The organism is Campylobacter sp. 2018MI10 (assembly GCF_018501175.1).
In the GTDB taxonomy this organism is placed as follows: Bacteria; Campylobacterota; Campylobacteria; order Campylobacterales; family Campylobacteraceae; genus Campylobacter_E.
Genome location: NZ_JAHCZD010000080.1, coordinates 1 through 464, shown reverse-complemented (window position 1 = coordinate 464; position 464 = coordinate 1). Strand labels below are relative to the sequence as shown.

Here is a 464-nt window from a genome sequence, read left to right as displayed (position 1 = left end):
ACATGCACATAAAATTTCCTTGACTTTAGGACTTCTAAAGCGTAAAATATATGATTATAAAAGTGATTTAGAACTCACACAAAATTTAAAAAAATTAGATGCAAATGATCCCATAAAATATGACTTTGCACTCTATCGTTTAGGGCAAAGTAAGGAAATTGACAAATTTAAGGAGTGAAGAATGGGTTTTGAGCACTTAAATACGATTTATTATTTCATACTTTTTTTTGTAGCTCTTTTTGCTGGTTTTATAGATTCTATTGTAGGTGGAGGAGGACTTATTACTCTACCAGCACTCATAGCCTGTGGAATTCCTGCGCATTTATCCTTAGCAACAAACAAACTCCAAAGCGTCTTTGGTTCTTTTACGGCTACTTTAACTTATTTTAAATCCACCACTCTACCTCATCTTGCTTGGGGTGTTTTTTTCACAGCCTTAGGAGCAGCTATAGGAAGTTATAGTG

2 protein-coding genes are annotated in these 464 nt (G+C 34.1%); both read left to right on the top strand.

Features of this window, described 5'->3' with window-relative positions; all coding sequences use genetic code 11:
- Positions 1-178: DUF2400 family protein (locus tag KJR01_RS09760; RefSeq protein ID WP_214119042.1), on the top strand; the 178-nt coding region annotated here is incomplete at its 5' end.
- 3 nt (positions 179-181) lie between these two features.
- Positions 182-464: TSUP family transporter (locus tag KJR01_RS09755; protein ID WP_214119040.1), on the top strand; the 283-nt coding region annotated here is incomplete at its 3' end.